The sequence below is a fragment of the Streptomyces sp. NPDC058665 genome, from assembly GCF_042714995.1.
Taxonomy (GTDB): domain Bacteria; phylum Actinomycetota; class Actinomycetes; order Streptomycetales; family Streptomycetaceae; genus Streptomyces.
In genome coordinates, this window is the sequence record NZ_JBHXRX010000013.1 from 28,566 (window position 1) to 45,062 (window position 16,497).

At 71.0% G+C, this 16,497-nt stretch carries 13 protein-coding genes and 1 riboswitch; of the genes, 6 read left to right on the top strand and 7 right to left on the bottom strand.

Going from position 1 to position 16,497, the window contains the following annotated elements; genetic code table 11:
- Positions 1–235: 235 nt before the first annotated feature.
- On the bottom strand, positions 236–1,117 hold the full coding sequence (locus ACFWV8_RS10805) for a helix-turn-helix domain-containing protein (RefSeq protein WP_384199680.1): 882 nt from the start codon (positions 1,115–1,117) through the stop codon (positions 236–238).
- Between the two features lie 336 nt (positions 1,118–1,453).
- Here ACFWV8_RS10805 and ACFWV8_RS10810 point away from each other — a divergent pair, with 336 nt between their 5' ends.
- Entirely contained in the window at positions 1,454–1,951 is a 498-nt protein-coding gene (locus ACFWV8_RS10810) for an ATP-binding protein (protein WP_384199682.1), read from the top strand.
- 121 nt (positions 1,952–2,072) lie between these two features.
- Here ACFWV8_RS10810 and ACFWV8_RS10815 read toward each other — a convergent pair whose 3' ends face one another.
- On the bottom strand, positions 2,073–2,309 hold the full coding sequence (locus ACFWV8_RS10815) for a DUF397 domain-containing protein (protein ID WP_189108945.1): 237 nt from the start codon (positions 2,307–2,309) through the stop codon (positions 2,073–2,075).
- 265 nt (positions 2,310–2,574) lie between these two features.
- Here ACFWV8_RS10815 and ACFWV8_RS10820 point away from each other — a divergent pair, with 265 nt between their 5' ends.
- On the top strand, positions 2,575–3,066 hold the full coding sequence (locus tag ACFWV8_RS10820) for a hypothetical protein (protein WP_384199684.1): 492 nt from the start codon (positions 2,575–2,577) through the stop codon (positions 3,064–3,066).
- Positions 3,067–3,132: 66 nt separating this feature from the next.
- Here the strand turns inward: ACFWV8_RS10820 and ACFWV8_RS10825 are convergent, their stop codons facing one another.
- Complete coding sequence (locus tag ACFWV8_RS10825) at positions 3,133–4,368, bottom strand: DUF2786 domain-containing protein (protein ID WP_384199686.1); 1,236 nt, start codon at positions 4,366–4,368, stop codon at positions 3,133–3,135.
- A 221-nt stretch (positions 4,369–4,589) separates the two neighbouring features.
- Here ACFWV8_RS10825 and ACFWV8_RS10830 point away from each other — a divergent pair, with 221 nt between their 5' ends.
- On the top strand, positions 4,590–5,156 hold the full coding sequence (locus ACFWV8_RS10830; protein ID WP_384199688.1) for a sugar O-acetyltransferase: 567 nt from the start codon (positions 4,590–4,592) through the stop codon (positions 5,154–5,156).
- Positions 5,157–5,193: 37 nt separating this feature from the next.
- On the opposite strand, the gene ACFWV8_RS10835 is transcribed toward ACFWV8_RS10830, so the two are convergent.
- The gene (locus tag ACFWV8_RS10835; protein ID WP_384199690.1) at positions 5,194–6,108 is read right to left on the bottom strand and encodes an NADP-dependent oxidoreductase; all 915 of its coding nucleotides are present in this window, start codon (positions 6,106–6,108) and stop codon (positions 5,194–5,196) included.
- A 157-nt stretch (positions 6,109–6,265) separates the two neighbouring features.
- On the opposite strand from ACFWV8_RS10835, the gene ACFWV8_RS10840 reads away from it, so the two are divergent.
- Both ACFWV8_RS10840 and ACFWV8_RS10845 read left to right on the top strand, forming a co-directional pair.
- The gene (locus tag ACFWV8_RS10840) at positions 6,266–7,957 is read left to right on the top strand and encodes a bifunctional 3'-5' exonuclease/DNA polymerase (protein WP_384199692.1); all 1,692 of its coding nucleotides are present in this window, start codon (positions 6,266–6,268) and stop codon (positions 7,955–7,957) included.
- A 150-nt stretch (positions 7,958–8,107) separates the two neighbouring features.
- Complete coding sequence (locus ACFWV8_RS10845; protein WP_384199694.1) at positions 8,108–8,518, top strand: VOC family protein; 411 nt, start codon at positions 8,108–8,110, stop codon at positions 8,516–8,518.
- Between the two features lie 104 nt (positions 8,519–8,622).
- On the opposite strand, the gene ACFWV8_RS10850 is transcribed toward ACFWV8_RS10845, so the two are convergent.
- Positions 8,623–10,152: a glycoside hydrolase family 3 protein gene (locus tag ACFWV8_RS10850; protein WP_384199696.1), complete on the bottom strand. Its 1,530-nt coding sequence runs from the start codon at positions 10,150–10,152 to the stop codon at positions 8,623–8,625.
- 242 nt (positions 10,153–10,394) lie between these two features.
- Positions 10,395–10,625, top strand: a riboswitch (cobalamin riboswitch).
- A 230-nt stretch (positions 10,626–10,855) separates the two neighbouring features.
- Between ACFWV8_RS10850 and metE the strand changes: the two genes are divergently transcribed.
- Positions 10,856–13,222, top strand: a complete 2,367-nt coding sequence (gene metE / locus ACFWV8_RS10855; RefSeq protein WP_384199698.1) for a 5-methyltetrahydropteroyltriglutamate--homocysteine S-methyltransferase — start codon at positions 10,856–10,858, stop codon at positions 13,220–13,222.
- 54 nt (positions 13,223–13,276) lie between these two features.
- On the opposite strand, the gene ACFWV8_RS10860 is transcribed toward metE, so the two are convergent.
- Positions 13,277–13,918, bottom strand: a complete 642-nt coding sequence (locus tag ACFWV8_RS10860; RefSeq protein WP_384199700.1) for a GNAT family N-acetyltransferase — start codon at positions 13,916–13,918, stop codon at positions 13,277–13,279.
- Positions 13,919–14,019: 101 nt separating this feature from the next.
- The gene (locus ACFWV8_RS10865; RefSeq protein ID WP_384199702.1) at positions 14,020–16,470 is read right to left on the bottom strand and encodes an FtsX-like permease family protein; all 2,451 of its coding nucleotides are present in this window, start codon (positions 16,468–16,470) and stop codon (positions 14,020–14,022) included.
- Positions 16,471–16,497: the final 27 nt, after the last annotated feature.

Genomic DNA, 16,497 nt, shown 5'->3' on the forward strand with positions numbered 1-16,497 from the left:
ACCTCAGAACCGGAAAGCTGATGTCACGTCATCATACTTACGCTGCATCAGAGTGAGGGCCCTTCGAGAACGGGCCCGATCCCGATGGGCGCCGATAACCGCACGGCTCTGTACGGCTTCGGTCGATCGCGGTCATTCTGAGTCATTCACGGTCATTCGCAATCGCCTTCGACCTCGACTTCGACGTCAAGCTCGACGTCAAGTCCGGTCGATCGCAGATCGTTCAGCGGATCGTTCAGGAGAGTTGCAGCAGACCTCGCAGCAGGTCACGGCTCTCGGCCGGGCCGAGGCTGTCCTCGTGCAGCCGTGTCATCACCCGTTCGTACTGGGTGACTTCCTCCTGCTTGTCGAGATACAGCGCGCTGGTGAGCTGCTCCAGATAGACGAGATCGGAGAGGTCGGACTCGGGGAAGCGCAGCATCGTGAAGGCGCCGCTCTCGCCCGCGTGTCCGCCGAAACTGAACGGCATCACCTGGAGCGTGACCGTCGGATGCTCGGAGATCTCGATGAGATGGGACAACTGACCGCGCATCACCGAACGGTCGCCGTACGGGCGGCGCAGCGCGGCCTCGTCCAGCACCGCGTGGAAGCGCGGGGCGCGCTCGGAGACGAGCACCTTCTGGCGCTCCTGACGCAGCGCCACACGCCGGTCGATCTCAGCCTGGGGTGCGTTCGGCATGCCACGCTTGACGACCGCGTGCGCGTACGCCTCGGTCTGCAGCAGGCCGTGCACGAACTGGACTTCGTAGATCCGGATCAGTGAGGCGGCCCCTTCGAGGCCGATATATGTCTGGAACCAGCCTGGCAGTACATCGCCGAAGCTCTGCCACCAGCCGGCGACGTTGGCCTCACGGGCGAGACCGATCAGGGACCCGCGCTCCATCTCGTCGGCGACTCCGTAGAGCGTCAACAGGTCCTCGATGTCCCTGGACTTGAAACTCACCCGCCCCAACTCCATACGGCTGATCTTGGACTCCGACGCGCGGATCGAGTAACCGGCCGCTTCACGAGTGATGCCACGCGACTCGCGCAGCCGCCTCAGCTGCGAGCCCAGCAGTATGCGCCGCACCACGGATCCGCCCGGTTCGACTGCGGTCACGTCTCCAACCCTCCCCATACGGTCCATCTCCCACTATTTCTCCCACGACAACCCCGGAGCACCCCCGAACCCTGAGAGCCGGATTGTGCCATCAAACGCATCACCCCGTACTCATTCGATTACAGAAATGAGAAGCCTTTGGGAAGAGGGAGAAAGTACCCGACAGAAGAAAAGAACCGGAACGTAACATCCTGGTCGAAGTCGGGCGCGTGCACGTGCATCTGCCCTTGCATCTGCTCTACGCATTGGGAACCATGGTCCTCGCCGCACCTGCGTGCTCGTTCGTGTTTGACGTGTTGTGACGCTGTACCACCGCAGTATCGCTACGGCCGCGAATCCCGGGGAGTGCCTCGCATGGGGACGAATGGATCGACCGTGCTCGAGCCGTTAAGGCAGGGGCTTCCGCCGATCGATCCCGCAGCCGTCTCCAGCTCGGCGTCATGCGCGCTCCCGGCCCGCTACGAAGCGGTACGCGGGGCACGACAGTTCACCCGGACGACACTCTGCCAGTGGGAACTCGACGACCGTTTCGATGATGTCGCGCTGGTCGTATCCGAACTCGTCACCAACGCGCTGCGGCATGCCCTCCCCTCGGACACGCCGCGCGAGGCCCAGGAACCGCCCGTACGGCTGCATCTGATGCGCTGGACGACCCGGCTGGTGTGCGCGGTGCGCGATCCGAGTTACGCGGGTCCCACCGCGCGCGAGTCGGACGAGGATTTCGCCGCGGAATCCGGCAGAGGGCTGTTCCTGGTCGAGTCGTTCAGCGATACGTGGGGCTGGCATCCGCTCGCCGGCTCACTGCACGGCAAAGTGGTCTGGGCGCTGTTCCGGCTGCCGGCCGAACAATGAGGACGGCCGGCAGAGGGCGAGCGTTCGACGGCGAGCGGTTGACAGTGAGCTGTTGACGGTGGGTGTTTCGACGGCGGGCGGCCGGCCGAGAGCCGGCGGCGAATGGCGTGAGGACTCGGTCTCAGGCCGTCAGATGATCGAATTCCCCGTCCTTCACACCCGCCAGCATGGCCACGATCTCGGCCCGGGTGTACACGAGGGCGGGTCCTTCGGGGTGGCGTGAATTCCGGACCGCGACGGACCCGCCGGGCAGTTTGGCGAACTCGACGCAGGAACCCTGAGAATTACTGTGCCTGCTCTTCTGCCAGACGACTCCGTGAAGCTCGGTGGCCGCCATGCCGTTGTACGCGTGGTGCACAGGACGCTCCCCGAGTTGCATGGTGCAGGTGTCAACTAGCTCGGATCATAGCTGTGTTCACATGCCAATGCATGAGCAGATGCACGTGCACGCGGGGTGTTCCCCTGACTACAGACTCACGAACCTTTGCCTCATTCATTGAGACGAACGGAAAGCCCTTTCGGTGCCGCGGTTTCCCGGACTCGTCCGGAACTCGACGGCCGGGGTCACTCGCGGCCGTGCTGGTAGCTTGGCGCGGTCTTGAGAACTGAAGGGGGACTTGCACGTGCACAAGATCGTACGATCCAGCGTCGCGACGGCGGGACTCGTGGTCGCGCTCACCCTCACCGGCTGTGGCGGCAGTGACAGCGGTGACGACTCCGCCAAGGACAAGGGCTCCAGCGCGCCGGCCACGAGCGAGCCGGCCGCCAGTGCCGAGGAATCCACCCCGGCGACCGGCGGCACCGCCGACAGCCTCGAAGGCACCTGGGCCGGACTGACGGAGGGCAAGGCCGTCGCACTGTCCGTAAAGGAAGGCCAGGCGGCTCTCATCGCCGGCGAGCACATCTGCCAGGGCGAGGTCCAGGACATGGGCGGTGAGCCGATGCTCTCGCTCAAGTGCGCCGACGGGGACACCGCACGGACCATGGGGTCGATCGACTCCAACGACGGGAAGACCCTGGTGCTCTCCTGGGAGGGCGGCGCGAAGGACAGCCTCGCCAAGACGGAGCCGGGCGAACTGCCGCCTGGCCTGCCCACCGATATTCCGGTGCCATGACGGATACCGCTTTCTCCTTTTGAGGGCGTCGGGTCGGCTGAACCCGGCGCCCTCTTCATGAGGAGGTCACGTCCGGCGGGAGCCGGTCACGCGGGCCCGGTCCGCAGCCGCCGTACCGTGCGCCCACCCTTCGCCGTCGCTCACGCCGCGCACTCTCGTCCGTACGGTGTCCGGGAACATCCGCTCCGCGCGGTCTTCGACCGCCACCTCCCGTGCCGCGAGGACGGGCAGCAACCGCCCTCCTCCCCCGTCGGCCGTTCGCGCGGGGTCACCGGCGCCCGTGCCGGCGATCTCGGCGTGCGCGGCGGCGGTCGTGGCCTGCTCGGCGGCGGACGCGAGCCGTTCGCCGATCCGGTGGGCGTAGGCCATGAGGAAGGACTGCCGGAAGGTCTTCGTCCGTCTGCGGCCCGACGCGCGCTGGGCGGCCTCCGCACGGGTCATCGCAGCGGTCCCCTGCACAAGCAGCGACGTGTGCAGCAGCTCGACCACTTCCAGATCCGGCTCAAAACCGACCACGGTCGAGAAGCCGAAAGCGCTGTTCCACACCGAACGGCAGTGGTTGGCGGACGCCACGGCGTCGAGCAGGATCGCCTTCGCCGTCTCGTACGGCGCGTCGACGCCGATCCGGCAGGCGGCCGGCACGTCGGCGCGGTGCGCGCGGTCGGCGAGCAGGGCCTCGTCGATGCTGTGCCGGGCCATCAGCTCCTGGGCCTTGGCGCTCAGGGCCTCGGCCTCCTCGGGGAAGTCGGTGCCCTCGGCCTTGGCGAGCAGGGCGCGGATCCGGGTGAGCATGCGCGGTTCGCCGTCGGCCGCCGGGAGGTGGACGGGCGTGCCAGGGACCGGCCCCACGGCCTCGATGGCCGGGAGCCCGAGAAGCAGGCGGTACAGCTCCAGTGCGGTGGTCGCGTACGAGAAGCGGTCGGCGGACCGGGGCGCGGGCCCGGCCTTGCGGTCGGCCTCCAGATCGGCGGCGATCTCCGCGAGCTGGGCGTGCCAGCGCGGGGCCACCCGTTCGTAGCGGACCGCCTCCGTGGCGATCAGCTCGGCGACGAGACGCACGTGCGTCTCGTCGAGGTCGCGGCGCACGAGCCGTACGACGTCGGCGGGCTGCCAGCCGCGTTCCCAGGCCCGGCGCAGGAACTGCTCGCCCCGCCGGCGCAGCTCGGCGTCGGCCGCCGGATCGGCGGCGAGCAGGGAGGCGCCGGTGTCCAGGCCCCGGCCGCCGTCCGCCTCCGGGTCGGCGTAGAGCGCGGCGGCGAACGCACGGTCGACCGCGCCTGTCTCGCCTGGCGTACCTGGCATGGAGCCGTCTCTCCCTGTCCCTTGATCGACCGGCCCGCGCCGTCGTGGCGGCGGGCCGCCGTCCATGGTCCCAGAAGGAGACTTATCCACAGGCTGTGCATATCGAACTACTGCACTACCTGCACGATCGCGCGTCTGTCCACAGGTGAGAGGGTTCCGGTACACGATCCGGCGGATCGCCCTACGGTGGTGGAACTCGCGACGAGAGGACACGGACGCGCATGGGCGGGAACAAGAAACTGATGCTGGCGGGCGACTGGTATCTGCCGGATGACGAGGAGCTGGAGGCGGAGTCCCGGCGGCGGGCCGACCTGTGCTCCGCGTACAACGGGACGGACGGGCACGGGCTGCCCGACGCGGAGGGGCGCGAGCGGATACTGGGCGAGCTGCTGGGGTCGGTGGGTGAGGGCGTACGGATCCGGCCCCCGTTCAACTGCGACTTCGGCACGTACATCAGCATCGGCGCCCGAACATTCATCAACTTCGGCGCGGTCTTCCTCGATCCCGCGCCGATCACCGTCGGCTCCGACGTCCAGATCGGCCCGAACGTCCAACTGCTCACGCCCACCCACGAACTGGACACCGAGCGCCGCCGGGCAGGCTGGGAGCGGGCGTCGCCCGTGACCATCGGGGACAACGTCTGGCTCGGCGGTGGCGTGATCGTCTGTCCCGGCGTGACGATCGGCGAGAACACGGTGGTCGGCGCGGGATCCGTGGTCACGAAGGATCTGCCGGCCGGGGTCCTGGCGGTCGGCAGTCCGGCGCGGGTGATCCGCGAGCTGGACTAGGGCGTGATCCCCGCGCCCTCCCTGGGGACCCGTCAGCTCACGGCTTGATGATCAGCTTGCCGCGCGTGTGGCCCGAATCGCTCGCCGACTGCGCCTCGGCCGCGTCCGCAAGGGGGTACGTCCGCGCCACCAGGACGCGCAGCGTGCCGTCCGCCGCCGCGCGGGCCTGTTCGGCGAGGCCCGCGCGGCTGTCTTCGGGGGTCGAGCCGCCCGCCGAGAACGGCACCCCGTGCTCGGCGGCCGTCGGGTCGGCGATCGTGATGATCCGGTCGGTCGTGCCGCCGCGCAGGGTGATCGAGTCCGGCAGCGCGCCCTTGCCCGCCGCGTCGAAGACGGCGTCCACACCCTGGGGCGCGGCGGTGCGGACGCGCTCGACGAGGCCGTCCCCGTACGTCACAGGGATGGCGCCGAGCAGCCGGAGGTAGTCGTGGTTCGCCGGTGAGGCGGTGCCGATGACAGTCGCGCCGCGCGCCACGGCGAGCTGGACCGCCATGGATCCGACCGATCCGGCCGCGCCGTGCACGAGAAGGGTCTCGCCCTCCCTGACGGCGAGGTCGTCGAGCACCCGCCGGGCGGTCTCGCCCGCGACGGGGATGGCTGCCGCCACGTCCCAGCTCAGGCCGGCCGGCTTGGGCACGACAAGGTTGGCCAGCGTGTACTGCGCGTAAGCACCGCCCACGGCCCAGCCGAGGACCTCGTCTCCTACGGAGAGCCCGATGACGCCGTCGCCCACGGCGTGCACGACTCCCGAGAACTCGTTGCCGGGGACCGCGGGGAACGTCGTCGGCATGACCTCCGCCATCCAGCCCTTGCGGATCTTCACATCGGCCGGGTTGACCGCCGCCGCCCGTACGGACGCGCGGATCTGGCCGGGCCCCGGCTCCGGCTGCTCGATGTCCGTGAGCTGAAGCACCTCAGGACCGCCGAACTCGTTGAAAACGATCGCCTGCATGTCAGCCTCCGCGAGTCTTCAGGAAATTCATGCCTATGAGCTCTTTCGATGGTCTCTGTCCGGAGCCCCGTCCGCCTCTCGAATGTTCCGGCCGGGTCAGTCGCGCGCCTGGTCGCGCACCGGCCCGTTGTCAGACCCGGCTGGGAGACTCGGAGGCATGATCGGACGGTGGGCTCTGGCCCCGGCGGAGGGTGGCGGCGCGTGGCTCGCGCCGCTGGGCGCGGACGCGCGCCCCGCCGGTCCCGTGCTGCGCGAGCCCGATCTCGTCGATGCGGTCCGGGCGCGGCTGCCCGAGGTGACGCGTTGGGTGTGGCGGTCCAGCGCGGAGCTGGTGCCCCGGCTGCTGACAGCCGGGGTCCGGGTCGAGCGGTGTTACGACATCGAGGCGGCGGAGCTGCTGCTGCTCGGCCACGAGGGGCGGCTCGGGGAGCCCCGGTCGGCTGCCGCCGCGTGGGCCAGGCTGCGGCAGGGGCCCGTACCGCCCGATCCGCCGCAGCGGGCGGCCGAACCGGGTTCGCAGTCGTCGCTCTTCGAGCCGCAGGCGGGGGCGGACGTGCCGTTCGACGGGCTGCTGGAGGTGTACGCGGAGCAGCAGCGCAGGCACGAGGCGGCGGAGCATCCGGACCGGATGCGGCTTCTGACTGCATCGGAGTCGGCGGGGATGCTGGTGGCCGCCGAGATGCACGGCGCGGGGCTGCCGTGGCGGGCGGACGTGCACCGCGCGCTGCTGGACGAGCTGCTGGGTGAGCGGTACGCGGGCGGGGGCGAGCCCCGGCGGCTGGCCGAGCTGGCCGATCAGGTCTCGAAGGCGTTCGGGCGGCGCGTACGGCCCGATCTGCCGGCCGACGTGGTGAAGGCGTTCACACGGGCCGGGTTCAAGGTGAGGTCGACGCGGCGGTGGGAGCTGGCGGAGATCGACCATCCGGCGGTGGCTCCGCTGATCGAGTACAAGAAGCTGTACCGCATCTGGACGGCGCACGGCTGGAGCTGGCTCCAGGACTGGGTACGGGACGGCCGTTTCCGGCCGGAGTACCTGCCGGGCGGTACGGTCTCCGGCCGCTGGACGACCAACGGCGGCGGTGCGTTGCAGATCCCGCGGGTCATACGGGCGGCGGTCGTCGCCGACGAGGGGTGGCGGCTGGTGGTGGCGGACGCCGACCAGATGGAGCCACGGGTGCTGGCGGCGATCTCCCGCGACCGGGGGCTGATGGAGGTCGCCGGGCACGACGACGATCTGTACAAGGTGCTGTCGGACCGGGCGTTCTCCGGCGACCGCGCGCAGGCCAAGCTCGCGCTGCTGGGCGCGATCTACGGCCAGACTTCGGGCGACGGCCTGAAGAATCTGGCGGCTCTGCGAAGACGGTTCCCCCGGGCCGTCGAGTATGTCGACGAGGCGGCGCGGGCGGGCGAGGAAGGCAGGCTCGTACGGACCTGGCTGGGCCGGACGAGTCCGCCGGCGGCCGGTTCGGAGGACGGCGGCGAGGCGGGGATTCCGCAGGAGTCCGTCGAAGTGGCGTCCGGCGACGCCGAGTTCACGCCGGGGTACGCGTCGACGAACGCTCGCGCGCGGGGGCGCTTCACGCGCAACTTCGTGGTGCAGGGCAGCGCGGCCGACTGGGCGCTGCTGATGCTGGCCGCGCTGCGGAGCGCGACCGCCGGTATGCGGGCGGAGCTGGTCTTCTTCCAGCACGACGAGGTGATCGTGCACTGCCCGCGCGAGGAGGCGGCGGCCGTGGCGCTGGCGATCCGCGAGGCTGGCGAACTGGCGGGCCGTATCGCGTTCGGGGAGACGCCGGTGCGGTTTCCTTTCACGACGGCGACGGTGGAGCGCTACTCGGACGCCAAGTGAGCGTGGTCCGTCCAGGGACGGGGAGCGGGCCGGGCGGGGCTTTCGCAGCACGGCCCGGGGGAATTACGCTCGGCCGTGGGCATCGCGCGTCGGTCACCGGCCGGGTGAGGCGTGGAGGTTCCCGTGAGATGCCTCTGGAGGCATTCCACCGTGTCAGTCGAGTTGAATCACACGATCGTTCACGCCCGTGACAACCGGGCTTCCGCCGAATTCCTGGCGCACATCCTGGATCTGGAGATCGGCACCGAATGGGGCCCCTTCGTTCCGGTCGACACCGGTAACGGCGTCACTCTCGATTTCGCGACTGTCGGTCAGGAGTCGATCACTCCGCAGCATTACGCGTTCCTCGTTCCCGAAGAGGATTTCGACGGGATCTTCGGGCGGATCAAGGCCGCCGGAGTCGACTTCTTCGGCGATCCGCACGGGAAGCTTCCGGGCGAGATCAACCACTACCACGGCGGGCGGGGCGTGTATTTCCTCGATCCGGCGGGGCACTACCTGGAAGTGATCACGCAGCCGTACGACAACCTCGTAGACGCCGAAACGGACGCGGACCAATAGTCGGCTGAGCGTCGACTAGCCGTCGGAGCAAGGGCGTCGGGGGCCGGCAAAGCCCCCGGCGCCGCCCGGAACCGGCCGTCTCCGCCCTGGAATCAGCCCCGGGATCAGCCGCGGCCCGCCAGGAATTCCGCCGCCGCCACCCCGGAGACCCGGGTCGCCCCGTGCGTGACCAGATGAACCGCGCCGGGCGCCGCGCCGTTCGGTACGCCCATCTCCACAACCACCGCGTCCGGCCGGCTCCCCAGGAGCCGCGTCATCGCCGCCGACATCCAGCCGTGCCGCGCCGCGTCACGCACCACGACGACCAGCGAACGCTCGGCCGCCGGGTCGAGCACCTTGCGGTCCAGCAGGTCACCGTCCGCCAGCAGGTCGTCCTCCGTAAGCCGTACGGATGTGGTGCCGGGCAGCAGATCGCTCAGCGGAGCCGCCACGCCCCAGGGGGTCTGCCCATCGACGGCCAGGTTCATCGTCGGTGACAGCTCCACCACGTGCGGCGCGCCGACGAGCGGCAGCACCGAGTCCCGGCCCTCCTCTGTCGACACACGCAGCGCGCGCCGCGCGGCGACGAGGCCGATGTCGGACGCGGCGCCGTCGGTGGCCAAGGCCCGCGTTCGGCTGCCCGACCACGCGGCGAACTCCGCGACCCGCGCCGCCGCTTCGGTGATCCGTGCCTCCGGGAGCGTGCCGTCGAGCACGGCCTGGACGACGGCGTCGGTGAGCTCGTCGAAGGTGGCCTCACCCGCGTGCTCGCCGCCGACGCACACCGCGTCGGCCCCGCCCGTGACCGCCCGTACGGTGGCCCCACCGATGCCGTAGCGGGCGGTGACCGCGCTCATCTCGATGGCGTCCGTCACCACGAGGCCGTCGAAGCCCAGCTCACCGCGGAGCAGGTCGACCAGGATGCGGGGGCTCATGGTGGCCGGCAGCTCGGCGTCGTACGCGGGCGCGAGCAGATGCGCGGTCATCACCACCCGTACTCCCGCCTCCATCGCGGCGACGAACGGCGGCAGCGCGGTGGCCGCGATCTCCTCGGCGCTCCCCGAGACCCGCGGCAGCCCGTGGTGGGAGTCGACGGCGGTGTCGCCGTGGCCCGGGAAGTGCTTGGCGCAGGCGGCGACGCCGGCCGACTGGAGCCCGCGGACCCAGGCGGCGGTGTGCCGGGAGACGACGTCCGTACGGGCGCCGAAGGAGCGGGCGCCGATGACCGGGTTGAGGGGGTTGGAGTTGACGTCGGCGCTGGGCGCGTAGTTGAGGGAGATCCCCGCGGCGTGCAGTTCGCGCCCGATGTCGCGGGCGACGGACTCGGTCAGCTCCACGTCGTCCACGGCGCCGAGCGCGAGATTGCCCGGCCGGGAGGCGCCGGTCCAGGCTTCGAGCCTGGTGACGTCGCCGGCCTCCTCGTCGATGGCGATGATCAGGTCGCGATTCTCCGCGCGTAGCTCGGCGGTGAGGCGCGCCACCTGTTCGGGATCGACGATGTTCCGGCCGAACAGGACGACGGAGGTGAGGCCGCACGCGATTCTGCGGCGGACCCAGTCGGGCAGGGTCGTCCCCACGAACCCGGGCTGGAGCACGGTCTCCGCGAGACGCGTCAGTTGCTGGTGACGGCTGCTGGGTCGGCTGCTCGACTCCATGCGGGTCCTCCGAAGGCGCATCGCTCGGCCGGCTCAGCGAACCGCCCATAGAACTTGGTACAGGCCAATCGGATGTTGGCTTAGACCAATAGGCGTGTCAAGGAGGTGTCGGCCCGTCGCGTTGTACGAACTCGCCCCGGAAGCTGGTGGATTGGCCCGTTCATGAATATTTGGTGAGGCTTCGAGGGAGCGGATGGACAACGGCTACGTCCTGTCCGGTGGATCTTCGCGGGACAGGGCCTAGGCTGGGGCTTGCAGCTGGTTCGTTCCCGTCCGCAGGGCGGGAGCGTCGTAAGAGGGAACCCGGTGGGAATCCGGGACTGCCCCGCAGCGGTGAGTGGGAACGACCGCCGTCATCAGCACTGGGCCCGTGCCGGGCCTGGGAAGCGACGGCCAGTAGATGTCCACCGGGTGTCCGCACCCGGCGGATGTGCCCGCGAGTCCGAAGACCTGCCCGCTGCCCGTACGCGACCGATCGTGGTACGGACATCCCGGTGACCTCGTGGGCGGGTCGGCGTACATATCGGTCGGGCAGTCGTGGTGACGCGTGCACGCACCTTCACAGGCGTGCGCATACGTACACACGGCGCGGACGCGAACAGAGGCGTACAGCCGCATCCGCGCGAAGGCCCTTCCGATCCCGTACCCCTTCGTGTCCTCGATCCGTCCCGGGATCGCAGGACAACTCGCGAAGGAGAGTTCCGTGACAGACAAGTCCGCAGCCGCGGCAGCACGCGCCACCGTGTACGGCTACCCGCGCCAGGGCGCGCACCGCGCACTGAAGAAGGCCGTCGAGGGCTACTGGCGGGGCGCCGTCGGCGCCGACGCCCTGCGCGACACGGCCGCCGGGCTGCGCCGGGCCAACTGGGAGCAGCTCACAGCCGACGGTGTCCATGAGGTCCCGACCGGCGACTTCTCGTACTACGACCATGTCCTGGACACCAGCGTGATGGTCGGCGCGATCCCCGCGCGGTACCGCGCGGCGGTCGCCGCCGAAGCGGCCGACTCCGAGACGGCCGCCACCGAGACGGTCGGCTCCGACCCGCTGGACCGGTACTTCGCGATGGCGCGCGGGACACAGGACGTGGCGCCGCTGGAGATGACCAAGTGGTTCGACACCAACTACCACTACCTCGTCCCCGAACTCGGCCCCGGCACCGCCTTCTCCGCCGACTCCGCCAAGCAGGTCGCCGAACTCACCGAAGCCCTCGCGCTCGGCCACACCCCCCGGCCGGTCCTGGTGGGCCCCGTGACCTATCTCCTGCTCGCCAGGCCCGCCCCCGGTGTGCCCGCCGACTTCGAGCCGCTGACGCTGCTCGACCGGCTCCTTCCCGTGTACGCGGAGATCCTGGCCGACCTGCGCGCGGCCGGCGCCGAGTGGGTGCAGCTCGACGAGCCCGCGCTCGTACAGGACCGCACCCCGGCCGAACTGACCGCCGCCGCCCGCGCGTACCACGACCTGGGCGGCCTCACCGACCGGCCGAAGCTGCTCGTCGCCTCCTACTTCGACCGGCTCGGCGAAGCCCTGCCCGTGCTCGCCAAGTCGCCCGTCGAAGGGCTCGCGCTCGACTTCACCGGCCCGGCCGCGGCCAACCTCGAAGGTCTCGCGGCCGTCGGCGGGCTGCCCGGCAAGCGGCTGGTCGCCGGCGTGGTCGACGGACGCAACATCTGGATCAACGACTTCGAGAAGTCCCTCGCCACGCTCGGCACGCTCCTCGGCCTCGCCGACCGCGTCGACGTCGCCCCGTCCTGCTCCCTGCTGCACGTCCCGCTCGACGCGACCGCCGAGCACGACATCGACCAGGAGGTCGCGCGCTGGCTGGCGTTCGCCCGCCAGAAGAGCGCCGAGGCCGCGACCCTGGCCCGCGCCCTGACCGACGGCACGGGAGCGATCACCGCCGAACTCGCCGCGAACCGCGCCGCTCTCGCCTCCCGCGCGGGCTCGACGCTCACCCGCGACCCGGCCGTGCGCGCCCGCGCGGCGGCCGTCACCGGCGCGGACGCCCGCCGTTCGCAGCCGTACGAGGTGCGGACCGCGGCCCAGCGGGCGCACCTGGGTCTGCCGCCGCTGCCGACGACCACCATCGGCTCGTTCCCGCAGACCGGTGAACTGCGCACCGCACGGGCCGACCTGCGCGCCGGGCGGATCGGCACCGCCGGATACGAGGAGCGGATCAGGGAAGAGATCCGCGACGTCCTCGCCTTCCAGGAGAAGGCGGGGCTCGACGTCCTGGTGCACGGCGAGCCCGAACGCAACGACATGGTGCAGTACTTCGCCGAGCAGCTCACCGGTTACGTCGCCACGCGGCAGGGCTGGGTGCAGTCGTACGGCACCCGTTACGTACGCCCGCCGGTCCTCGCGGGTGACATCTCACGGCCCGAGCCGATGACGGTGCGCTGGACGTCGTACGCGCAGTCGCTCACCGCCCGCCCGGTCAAGGGCATGCTCACCGGGCCCGTCACGATGCTCGCCTGGTCCTTCGTCCGGGACGACCAGCCGCTCGGCGACACCGCGCGGCAGGTCGCGCTGGCACTGCGCGACGAGGTCAACGACCTTGAGGCGGCGGGCACTTCGGTCATCCAGGTCGACGAGCCTGCGCTGCGCGAGACACTGCCGCTGCGTACGGACGGGCGGGCCGCGTATCTGGGGTGGGCGGTCGAGTCGTTCCGTCTCGCCACCTCCGGCGTACGTCCGGACACCCAGATCCACACCCATATGTGCTACGCGGAGTTCGGCGACATCGTCGAGGCCATCGACGACCTCGACGCCGACGTCATCAGCCTGGAGGCGGCACGCTCCCATATGCGGGTCGCCGGTGAACTCGCCGCCGAGGGCTACCCGCGCGAGGCGGGACCCGGCGTGTACGACATCCACTCACCGCGCGTCCCGAGCACGGCCGAGGCGACGAGCCTTCTGCGCAAGGGACTTGAGGCGATCCCGGCCGAACGGCTGTGGGTGAACCCGGACTGCGGTCTCAAGACGCGAGGCTGGCCGGAGGTCCGTACGTCCCTGGAGCACCTGGTCGCGGCGGCCCGCGAGATCCGGGCGGGCCTGCCGACGGCGGACTGATCCACGTACGGGTGGGTGTGGCCGGGGGCGTACGTCCCCGCCCGCACCCGCCCGTTACAGCCCGAAGAGCGCCAACGACGGCTCCAGACCGTGCAGTTCGACCGGGACGGTACGGTGCTCCTCCCACCCCGCACGGTCCAGCCGCAGCCGCCGCTGGAGGCGCGCCTCGCCCCGTACCGACTCCACCGTCAGCCCGTCCGGGCGGTAGCCGAGCTTCTCCGAGACCCGCAGCGACGGCGCGTTGTCGACCATCGCCCCCGACGTCGCGTACCGCGCCCCCAGCCCCTCGAACGCCAGATGCAGCACGGCCGCCCGCATCTCGGTGCCGATGCCGCGCCCCTGGTACTTCAGGCCCAGCCACGAGCCGGTGACCGCCTCGCGGGTCACCGCGAAGTCGTCGGCCCCCACGTCCTGGCGCCCGACCATCTCTCCCTCCCGGCGGACGGCCAGACTCAGCGTCCAGGCGCCCGGCGTCCAGCCCGCGACGGTGCCGAGCACATGCTGGAAGACCGCCCGGCCCCGTTCCTCGGGGCTCCCGTCCGTCCACGGCACGCTGAACGGCATCCGGTCCTCGTGGTGCACCCCGGCGGCGGCGACCGCCGCCAGGCCGGACAGCGCGTCCAGATCCGGGAGCCGGAGTTCGAGGCGCGGGGTGGTGATCCGCAGGCCGTACAGGGGCCAGAGATGAGGGTCCATGACGGGAGCCTGCCGAACCGGCCACCGGCGCGTCGACCGAATTAGGCGCCGGAGTGATCCGGCCGACGCCACCCACCCCTCCCGGCCCGCCCCCCGCTCCGTCACTCCGTACGCAGCCCCTCCGGCCGCATCATCCGCCACAGTGGTGGCAGGCTCGCCAGCGTCACCAGGAGGATCACCGACGCGCCGACCGCCGCGTACGGGGCGAAGACCCACCAGTCACCCGCCGATTTCCCGATGATGCCCAGCATGAACGTGCCGAGGACGAGCCCGCCGGCGATCGCGAGGGCCGTGCCCAGTACCACCGGCAGCGCCGTCTGCCACAGCACCGACCAGGCCAGCGTCGCACGCCGCGTACCGAAGGCCACCAGGATGGACAACAGCCGCCTGCGCTCGCGCAGTTGCTCGATCTGCGAGACCAGCATGCTCGCGGCGATCAGCATCATCGTGAGGGTGCCGCCCACCTGGAGGCCGCTCTGCACGCTCGCGTACTGCTTGTCCCGTTCCAGGTTCTTCAGCGCGCGGACCCGCAGCGTGGGGTCGATGTCCGCCGCCGTTCCGCGTACGTACTCGGCGGCGTCCGGCACCCGCTGGTCGACCTTGATCGAGACCATGGCCGTGGCCCCGGGCAGCCCGGCGGAGCCGAGAGCGCCCGGTGTGACGAGGATGCCGTCGTGCACGTCGCCCATCGGGTCGGGGAAGGCGGTCACCGTCCGGGCCGACCCGGGCAGCGTCCACAGCACGGGCTCACCGTTGCCCTCCCCGTAGCTACCGGTCAGATCGATCTTCCTGCCGGGGACGGCGGCCTCGTCCGTACGGGAGTTCTGCGCCTTCACCCCGGCCGCGCCGACCTGCTTCGCCGCCCTGGAGTCGAGGTGCGCGACAAAGGTGTCCCCGTCCCGGCAGGAGGGCAGTTCGGCGATGTCCCTCAGCGTCGCGCAGGTGCCCACCGTGAGACTCGTGGTCGGCTGCCAGCCCTGCTCCGTGGGGGCGCCGGTGGCGACCACATAGGTCTCGACGGTGCCGATCACCTTCGAGACCCCCTTGGTGTCGCGGAAGTCCTGGATCATCCGCTCGGCGAGCGCGGAGTCGCCGTACTCGGCGGAGACGTAGAAGTCCGCCCGGTCCGTGTCCTGCCCCGTGAGCTGGAGGAAGTCCTTCTGCATAACGCCGAACATCATCTGGAGCGCGATGGCACCCGCCACCGCGACGGTGATGCCGCTCACCGCCCGCGCCGCCGTGCCGCTGCTCAACTGGAGCCTTCGGGTGGCCAGTTGCCAGGGCACCGGTCCGCCGCGCAGCCGCGAGACGACCGCTTCGACGAGCCACGGCAGCAGTCCGGCGAGCCCGATCAGCACGCACGCGGCACCGGCCGCGATCGGGAACTGACCGACGTACCGCGTCGCCTCGTCCACACGTGCGGTCGTCGCGAGGATGCCGATGCCGATGAGGGGCAGCAGCAGCCGCCACCAGAGCCTGCGCCGGCGCGGACGGGTGTCGCGTACGACGCCGAGCGGCTCGATGGCCACCGAACTCAGCGCGGTCTGGGTGACCAGGACGGCGGCGAGCGGCACAGCGAGCACGATGAGCAGGGCCGGTCCGGGCTCCGGGACCACGTCGGACGGGAAGGCGCTGAACCCCCAGAGCCTTATGTGGCCCACCAGTTGACGGGCCATCAGAAAGAGCGCGGCACCGACGGCCAGCCCGGCCACCGTCCCGAACAGGGCCTCCCCCGCCGCGATCCGCCGTACCGTCCTGGCGTCGGCGCCCACCAGCCGCAGCGCCGCCAGCCTGCGGTCCCTGCGCTCGCCGCCGAAGCGGACGGCGGTCGCGATGAAGATGCCCACCGGCACCAGCAGCACGACACACATAAGGATGACCAGCACCACGAGCAGCGGATTGAACGGTGTGCCGGACGCCTCGCGGCCGTAGCCGGACGACCGGATGCCGCCGGTCTCGGCGTTCAGCGTCGAACTGCCCGCGTAGTAGCGCAGATCGCCGGGGTCGACCAGACCCGGATCCCCGATCGTGCCGACGATCCGGTCGTCCAGCCGCTGCGCCAGCAGCTCGCCTTCGGACGACGCGAGCAGATCGCGCAGCGCGGGCGACACGACCATCTCGCCGGGGCCCGGGATCTTCGTGACACCGGGCGGCGGGGGCGCGTCGGCCCCCTCCGGGCGCAGCAGCCGGCCGCTCACCGGGTCGCCGCGGAACTCGGTGGCGGCGTCGGCCCAGATGAAGGTGTCCGCACCGCCGTCGGCGGCGGACTGCGAGGAGGCGGACGGGATACCGAGGGCCAGGCTCCGGGCGTCACGGGCGTCGAGGATCCGCGGTACGGCGGTGGCGGCGAGGAGCAGCGCGACGCCGAGGCCGACACCGAGCGCGGTCAGCGCCGTACGGGTCCAGCCTTCGCGCCCGCCCGAGACGGCGAAACGCGCGCCGAGCGCGAGGTCCCGTGCCCAGGCGCGGAGACCGGTGGGGGCGGCGGCGGTCGCCGGGGACGGTGGCGGGGGCGGGGAGAGCGGCGGCGCCTGCCGGTCGAGGACCGTCATGCCGCGTGCCCCACGCCGCTGTCGTGG

Bases quoted from the DNA above. Each gene is read 5' to 3' on its own strand.
- ACFWV8_RS10805 (WP_384199680.1), bottom strand. From the start codon at position 1,117: ATGGGGAGGGTTGGAGACGTGACCGCAGTCGAACCGGGCGGATCCGTG.
- ACFWV8_RS10810 (WP_384199682.1), top strand. From the start codon at position 1,454: ATGGGGACGAATGGATCGACCGTGCTCGAGCCGTTAAGGCAGGGGCTT.
- ACFWV8_RS10825 (WP_384199686.1), bottom strand. From the start codon at position 4,368: ATGCCAGGTACGCCAGGCGAGACAGGCGCGGTCGACCGTGCGTTCGCC.
- ACFWV8_RS10830 (WP_384199688.1), top strand. From the start codon at position 4,590: ATGGGCGGGAACAAGAAACTGATGCTGGCGGGCGACTGGTATCTGCCG.
- ACFWV8_RS10835 (WP_384199690.1), bottom strand. From the start codon at position 6,108: ATGCAGGCGATCGTTTTCAACGAGTTCGGCGGTCCTGAGGTGCTTCAG.
- ACFWV8_RS10840 (WP_384199692.1), top strand. From the start codon at position 6,266: ATGATCGGACGGTGGGCTCTGGCCCCGGCGGAGGGTGGCGGCGCGTGG.
- ACFWV8_RS10850 (WP_384199696.1), bottom strand. From the start codon at position 10,152: ATGGAGTCGAGCAGCCGACCCAGCAGCCGTCACCAGCAACTGACGCGT.
- ACFWV8_RS10860 (WP_384199700.1), bottom strand. From the start codon at position 13,918: ATGGACCCTCATCTCTGGCCCCTGTACGGCCTGCGGATCACCACCCCG.
- ACFWV8_RS10865 (WP_384199702.1), bottom strand. From the start codon at position 16,470: ATGACGGTCCTCGACCGGCAGGCGCCGCCGCTCTCCCCGCCCCCGCCA.